Source organism: Variovorax sp. P1_G12 (genome assembly GCF_056405555.1).
The window spans coordinates 1-7,294 of the sequence record NZ_JBFUBW010000075.1 but is presented as its reverse complement, the minus strand read 5'-3'; the positions used below and the strand labels follow the sequence as shown (position 1 = coordinate 7,294).

The 7,294-nt window shown below is 58.5% G+C and carries 4 protein-coding genes; 3 read left to right on the top strand and 1 reads right to left on the bottom strand.

Annotation, left to right across the window (positions count from 1 at the left end; translation table 11 throughout):
• The first annotated feature begins 289 nt into the window (after positions 1-289).
• The 3 genes from AC1D2O_RS37385 (at position 290) to AC1D2O_RS37375 (ending at position 5,757) form a co-directional block, all read left to right on the top strand.
• A complete protein-coding gene (locus tag AC1D2O_RS37385) occupies positions 290-4,315 on the top strand; it encodes a hypothetical protein (RefSeq protein WP_478158899.1) in 4,026 nt (1,341 codons plus the stop codon).
• An 8-nt stretch (positions 4,316-4,323) separates the two neighbouring features.
• Positions 4,324-4,602, top strand: a complete 279-nt coding sequence (avs1c, locus tag AC1D2O_RS37380; RefSeq protein WP_477650609.1) for an AVAST type 1 anti-phage system protein Avs1c — start codon at positions 4,324-4,326, stop codon at positions 4,600-4,602.
• A 447-nt stretch (positions 4,603-5,049) separates the two neighbouring features.
• Positions 5,050-5,757 carry a hypothetical protein gene (locus tag AC1D2O_RS37375; RefSeq protein ID WP_478158898.1) on the top strand — a complete coding sequence of 236 codons (708 nt, stop codon included), beginning with the start codon at positions 5,050-5,052 and terminating at the stop codon, positions 5,755-5,757.
• 337 nt (positions 5,758-6,094) lie between these two features.
• On the opposite strand, the gene AC1D2O_RS37370 is transcribed toward AC1D2O_RS37375, so the two are convergent.
• On the bottom strand, positions 6,095-7,198 hold the full coding sequence (locus AC1D2O_RS37370; RefSeq protein ID WP_478158900.1) for a site-specific integrase: 1,104 nt from the start codon (positions 7,196-7,198) through the stop codon (positions 6,095-6,097).
• Positions 7,199-7,294 lie beyond the last annotated feature (96 nt).

Below are 7,294 nucleotides of genomic sequence, written 5' to 3'. Positions count from 1 at the left end.
CGTGAGCACGCTTGCTCGGATCCAGCACCTGCTGCTACGGCAGGACGAGACGACCATCTATCACTCATCGTTTGCTGACTTCCTTGTTGAGAAGACTGCATTGCGAGAGTTGGACGTCCAACGTCGGTTGCTGGAGTATTGTGCTTCGCGTCCGGATACCGACTATGGCACGCTCAACATCATTTACCACGGGCTCAGAAGCGGGCCGGCGGAGGAGGCGCGTACGGTGGCGATGTGCGCGCAGGGGTGGGCCGACCGATGTGTCACGTTGGGAGCTGAGCCGGACGCATTGCTCGGTGACGTGAACGAGGCCTTGGCAGCTGCGACGCGCCAAGGAAGCCTGGTCGAGGTTGTCCGCATCCTCCTGCTTGCCCAGCGCCTGCAATTTCGCTACGACGCTCTGTTCGCACAGTCGGCGGACTTGGCTGCAGATGCCTTATTGTCTCTTGGCAAGGCGCAGGAAGCTGTCCAGCATGCGGTTCGCTATGGCCACTTGATTGTGCCTTTGCAAGACGCTTTGCGCTTGTCGCTGCAACTGATTGCGGCAAACGAGACTGCGACTGCTTTGGATCTTCTCGATAAAGCCGACGCAGTGATCGAGCGGCAACTGGCCATGCAGGGGCTAACAATCTCGAACTTCGTGGCGCTCTTTGAGTTTAGGGTCCAACTGCTCCTTCTCAAGAACCGGGCCGGTGACGATGGCGCCACGCAAGCGCTGGTGATGTTCTTCGGATCGTCGCTGGAGGCCATCAGGGGCAGCATCTCGGACAAGGCCGCCTGTGAACAATGCTTGTCTGAAATCACTGGGTACTTTGGCGCAAGCTCCGCGTGCCTTGCGACGCGGTACACACCCGTGTCCGTTTTGCGGAAGCACTTTTCAGGCTCAACGGCCTTGCTGGAGCCAGTCCTCATTCGACTCCTCGCGAACTATCAAGGTTACTGCAAGTATTTCGGCGTAGCTTTTGATCAGAGTTTGCTGCAAAGCATATTTGCCGATGTGCAATCGCTCCGGGAAGAGCACAAGACGCAAGAGAACAAGCCCAGTCTCGGTGAAGTCGACGCTTTGGTGGCGCTGGGCGCCCCAGTGGCACTTGTGCGTGCCCTTGCCGACGGGCGCTTTGGTCAGCCTGATCCTGTGCAGTTCATTGCGACAGACAACGTCAAGATGGACTTGCGCCTGTTCGCCACTCGGATGGCGCATTGGCGACTGGCATCATTTCTCGAGAAGGATCTTCCTTGCCCAGAGACAGCAGAGATTCAAGCGGACGGCTGGATGGATGGGGTGGATGCGCTTTGCCGGGCTCTGGCGTGGTGCGACGGTTCCGGAAGGCGCGCAAAAGACTGTGGCGATGACGTTGGGTTGCAAGAGGCGTGGTCTCATCTTGAGCAGCGCGTGTTCAAACACCTTCGATTCTCGTTACGGCGTCGAGTCAAATGGACAGACAGCTACGGTCTTCCAGAGGCAATCTTCCCTCAGATCTACGAAAGATTGGTGGGGTTGCTTGTCGACGTGTTTCCCGAGCGTATCGGCTACATGTTGTCTTTTGTGGAGCAGCGTTTCGAGGGGCAGTGCGGCCTTTATTCCGAAGGATTCCGGGCTGTCTTGGCAAACCTCCTGTCAGAAATAAGCCGGATGACATTGGAGACGGCAGTCGGCGACCAGGCGTTTGGATTGCTTCAACGCTGGCGGGACTATGTGCAGGCAAACGTGAAGAACCGACATGAACTTGTCCCCGAACTGCTGACCCTCATTCCCATATTCGCGCGATTCGATGCCCTGGAGGAAGCCCGCCGAACCTACCAAGCCGTCTTGGCTGTATCCATGGGGCCGAGTTGGTACAAAGAGGATCAACTGACCTTGATGACCGGAGCACTGGAGCGAGTTCCTCGGGATGAAGTCTTAAAGCAAGGTCTCCTGCCTCGCGTCGCGGGAAACCTGGAGGCTGCGGGTGGCGAGATGACGTTCCAGCGGTTCGTCAGATATGACAAGGCTTCGCTCATTGGTGTCCTCTGTCAGCGAGGAGACTTTCTAGGTGCGGTGCGCTACTTCCAACGTCAGACCTGTGGGACGGCAGAGGAGCTGTTTGCAGAAGCGACGGAAGGAGGCATCGATCGGGTTTCCCCCCTCAGGGGAAATCGCTTCCCCGGTTGCGCGCTGGATGAGCAGGCTGCCTTGTACCGAATACTTGAATCGGCAACGCCTAGTGCGCATTGGCCACTGTGCTGGGCGCTTCTGGAGATCTACCAGTTCGGAGATCACCGACACCTGGGAACATCCGCAGAAGCGTACGCGCGTTTGGCGGCGCAGGCGCACAGTCAGAGCGACATCAAGAGGCTAATGCTTCATCGCTTGAAGCTCATCAACGAATCTGAGTTCGACGCCACACAACGGCAGGAATTCCTTTCTTCGTTGCGGGACAACCTGCAGCCAGAGGTAGCGAAGGCGTTTGCAGAGCTTCTTGACGACATATCGCATCCCGGTGAATCTGCGGCGGCGCCTCCCGAGGTGAAGCGCATCGCGGTTGCTCGCAACACACCCAGCGAAGAGGAAGAAGCAAATCAGGCGGATAACGAGTCGACGCGGGACGCTCTTGTCATGCCTGGCATGTTTGGAACGTCAGAGTCGGCCCGAGAGTCGGACGATGCACTGGCCCGCGCGGAAAGGCAGCTCGCGCGAGGGAACGTATCAGCAGCTCACACGGAAGCGCTTGCGGCGCTGGAGCATCTGCAGCGGGGTGGTTGGTCAATCTGGGGAAATCTTTCGTCAGGTGCGGCCAGAGCGGAAAACATCCTGCTACATCAGGCCCATTCGGCAGACGCTGTCGTGAAGCTTTGCGCTCCGCTCATCCTCAACGAGCGATATGCGGAGAAGTGGCGTCGCGCTGACCATCTGATCGAGCGACTCGCATCTATTGCGACTCCCAGCGAGCGCGCAGCCTTAGTTCAGCAGGTCGTTGAACACGTCGAGATGATGGTTGGCGACACTGCGGCGAAGGCACGCGAATACGGATTCTTGGATGAAGCCGCGGCGTCGGACTCGTCAACCGGTCTGATAGAACTTCTGCTTGCTGCCGTGGACCATCCGCAGTGGCTACGGCGTGACAAGGCGGCCGAACTTCTTCAGTGGCTTCTTGAAGGCTTTCCTCAATACATCCCGATGCTTGGGGCCACTGCTTTCACAATGGCTACCGGCAATCTGCCCGATGTTCTTTGTGGCGTGCTCGATCAACTGTCCGCGTCGGACGCCACTCTGCTTTGGGATCGGTTGGCGCCGGCAATCGTTCTCGCCGATGTTCAGCGCGACTGCAAACACGTCGGACGTCTTGCAGTGTTGATGCGGATAGCGGATCGCGCCGCTCGAAAGGGCTCGTCAGGTGCGGCCGAAGCCCTGAAGAGCCTCCGAGCGACAGCTTTCCAAGCAGTCGAAGGGGCTGGCGACGCCAATGCCTCTGCTGCGCCGTGTCCGGCATGGGCGCGTGTGGCTGAGGACGAATGGGCCGAACTGGCTGCAATGGGTCTTGCAACGCCAGTTCTCGCCGAGCGTGCGGCGAATGAAATTCGGGGAGCCTGCTCCCCTCTATCGGTTGAGACAAGCATTGAGCTTGAGCAACTTCTGGCCGAGGGTTTCAGGGACCGGTCGGATCATCCTCTGGGCAGATGGAAGGCGAAGGTTCGTTTTGCATTGCAGGTAGCGGTGCTGCCTGCCATTTCAGAAGCGCTTCTACCGCGTGTCGAGCAAACGTTTCGGCCGTACAACCCTGCCCAGCTTGGGCGATTCCGAATCGTCGGGTTTTCGTCTCCTGCCAAGGCCTGGATGGCCAAATTGACGCGACCCGGAGGTGGGTTCGCGCCCATGCGCGGAGATGAAATTTACTTGGATTTCTTCGAGCGCATTTGGGACGGAAGGCGACACAAACTGTTTCGGATGACCGCGTTCTTCCATCGATCGAACGTGAGGCCCATTCCGCCATTGTCGGCCACAGAGTTCCTGTCGACGGAGCCGCCTGCAGCAAGGTCTGCGTCTGAGATGGAGGTCTGCGTTAGAGTGGAAGGCCGGCCTGCCTTCTTCGGCAGCTTCACACCAGCGGTTCCTTCGGCGGCTCTCATGCAAATGACTGGTGCGACAGGCAACGACTTGTCACGCGCGAATTGGCGAATTGGCAGGGTATCCGGAAGCAGTGGTGCAGGCCCGGAACACGAAGGCTGCTACTTGGCAATCAAGCGTGGAGCCTTGCGCCTGCCCCAAGGTATTGAGATGGCCTGGGTGTACGAGATCGATGGAGTGCCGCTTGGAACTGTGTCTCGTTCAACGTAGGTTTGCCCATGATCCCCAGCCTTAAAACAATGGATACTCCCAAGACGCGGGAGGAATTCGAGCTTCGCTTTCACCTTTTGCGAGAAGCGTTTAGAAGCGACAAGATGCGCATTCCGCCGAGCATGGGAGAGAGTCTGCTGAGACTCAGACATCTGCCGAACGGTCGGCTGGACTTTCTCAGCGTTGACGAGACGGCGCGTCTGCAAGCAAACATGATGCTTCAGTTTGCCGACTTCAAACCTGATCCTCAGGAAGATGAAGTGCAAGATCTTGTCGAAGATGAATAGCGCCCCCACCGCGCGCCCTAGCCAGAGGGCGTGACTTGCGATAAGGGCAACTGCTACGGTGCATAGTCGGAAACCGAGAATCGTGGGAATGCAAATTCAGAAAAATGCCTAGATGCGTCAGCAAAAGGGCGCAAAAATTTCCATGGACTCGACTGAAACGCGCCAACGCCAGTAGAAATCTGAGCGAACCCAGACGACCGTGGCCGCCACGACGTCAACACGCTTCTCTTTAACGGGCTGGAGTGCAGGAAGCAGAGATGCAACCGACGATGGTTCGTTCAGCGATGGCATTGCGATCCGTTTGATCCAGAGGGCATAACTCGACAAGCCGAAGTCTCACGGGCTGGTTGCATCTACTGGCTTCCATCCAGATTAGCTCAAGCCTGGAGACCCTGACGCCATGCCATTCGCCTGAGCTACGATGTTGTTACAAATCTTGGAGACGCAATGCTGCAGTGGTTGGAGAAGCACCGGGTTGGATTCGCCCTGTCCGTCCTTTCGATAGTGGCGCTGATTGGCATGTTCGTGACCAGCGGCGAAAAGGTTTTCGGGCCGATTCGTGGTACTGCTATCGAGCCGCTGCTGCTTGCGCTTGGATGGACCAACACGATTGCATTCAACCTGTGCCTGGGCTACCTCACCAGCGTTTTTTTCTGGCTATTGGTCGTGCACGTCCCTGAGCGTCAACGGCGGAAACTGTTGCGGGAAAGCCTGTCGCGCCGGTACGCAGACTTTAAGCACAACACGATTCAGATTTGCTCATGGGCAGCGAACCTTCAACTATCGACGGTGGATGTCGATGAGCTAACAGAAAAGTCGAAGTTCAAAGACTACTTCCATAGGCAGCGTTGGTATGATGTGGCGAATGGGCTAGAGGCCAATCAAGACTATGTGGACGGCATGTTGCTTGAAATGCAATTGCTGGCTGACGAACTCACGTACATCTTGAACAACGTCGTGATCCAAGATGTTGAAGTCCATGGACTCTTCAAGCGACTGACAGAACGGGTCTACCGCATGAAGTATGACCCGAACTACACCGCAGACCCAGTGAAGTACATCTGCCAATTTCTTTGGGAGCTGCATGCCAATTGGAGCTTCGTCGTCGGCTACATGCCCAACGATCCTGTCACCGACAAGATCGCCCAGGTTTGAATGCGCCAAGGATTGCCATGCGAAAAAGGCAATAGCTAAGGCCTTCGTCGTCTTCCTGCTTGGCATAGATGCTCCTGGTCGTCATGCTATGCCTTGCACACAAAATTCCGGACAGGCTCGGCAAAAAAAGAGGCCACCTTTCGGTGGCTGTCTTCCGCGATGGTGCACCAATGGTGCAAAACGCTTGAGTTTCCATAGGGAAACGGCGGATTTAGTGCTGTTTTGGGGTATCAGTCTCGACTGAGCGCTACACCAAAACTACACCAACCCTCTCGCAACCCGCATGGATACTGGGTTGATGGTGCCGGAGAGATGAATCGAACACCCGACCTTCTCATTACGAATGAGATTCTCGACTGGGCGGGTTTGGGCGACTCCGATCCGCGTCCATCATTCGAGCCACCGCGCTCACCTGAGCGGCACCCGCCCGGAAATACCCCGCCACCGTATCGGTACTCCGATGCCCCGTCATCGCCATCGTCTCCTGCAGCGGCATGTTTTGTCTCCCAGCCTCGGTGACGAAGCCCGATCGCAGCGAATGCGCCGAGAAATCATCCCCCACGCCGGCCAGCGCACATCGCGCCTTCACGATGTCCCGAACCGCCGTCCCCGAGAGCCCTTCGGAGCCGAGCTTCCCGTTCTTGAGGATCCGCCGGAAGAGGGGCCCGGAGGTGATGCCGCTCACCTTGAGCCAGCCCTCCAGCGCTTCGGCCGCCGACCCGACCACGGGTTTCACATCCTCGGGTCGCACCTTGCCGATGTGGTTCGTCTTGGAGCTGGCCAGCGTGTAGAGAAAGTTTCCCCCATCGACCCGGCGCAGATTCTCGAACACCGCCTCCGACACCTCGGAGCGCCGACGCCCGCCCGACGCCCAGGCAAAGAGGAGGAGGGCGCGGTCGCGCTTCCCCTTGAGCGAGTCGTCGCAGGTTTCCAAAACCGCCTCCAGCGGCTCCTTGGTCAGCGCGCGCTGCTTGTGGGGCAGGGCGTTGCGCTTGGCGTAGGCTTTTCTTGTCTTGCTCAGCAGCGCCTTGACCGCGGCATCCACGCACGGATTCGATTGCTTGGCCAGGTGGTGGGCCATCGAGAGCACGGACACCCGGTGCATCAGGGTGTTCAGGGCCGGCGCACCGAGCTTGCCCTTGAAACCGGCCTCGACCAGGGCCTCGTCGATCGCGGGCGGCAGCTGGTGCTCAAGGCCGGCCTTGGTCGAGCGCTCGGCATGGTCGACGATGAACTGGACCACCACGGGCACCGGGACCGGGAGCGCCATCTGGCGCCCGTACCGCGCGCCGAACCAGGCCGCCCAGTAGCGCATGGCGGCGCGGTACGCGAGGCGCGTGTTGTCCGATTCGCCCTCGGCCATCAGGTCGTGCGCGGCTTCCTCGGCCATCTCCGACAGCTGGCCGGGATCGAGCAGCGCGTGGTCGCGCTTGAGCGGCATCAACGCCTTGGACGACGGGATCTTTTCAGCAGATTTCATGGGCGACCTCCAGCAGCATTGGCTTCAGGGATGACAACGGCCATAGTCCGGCCATCG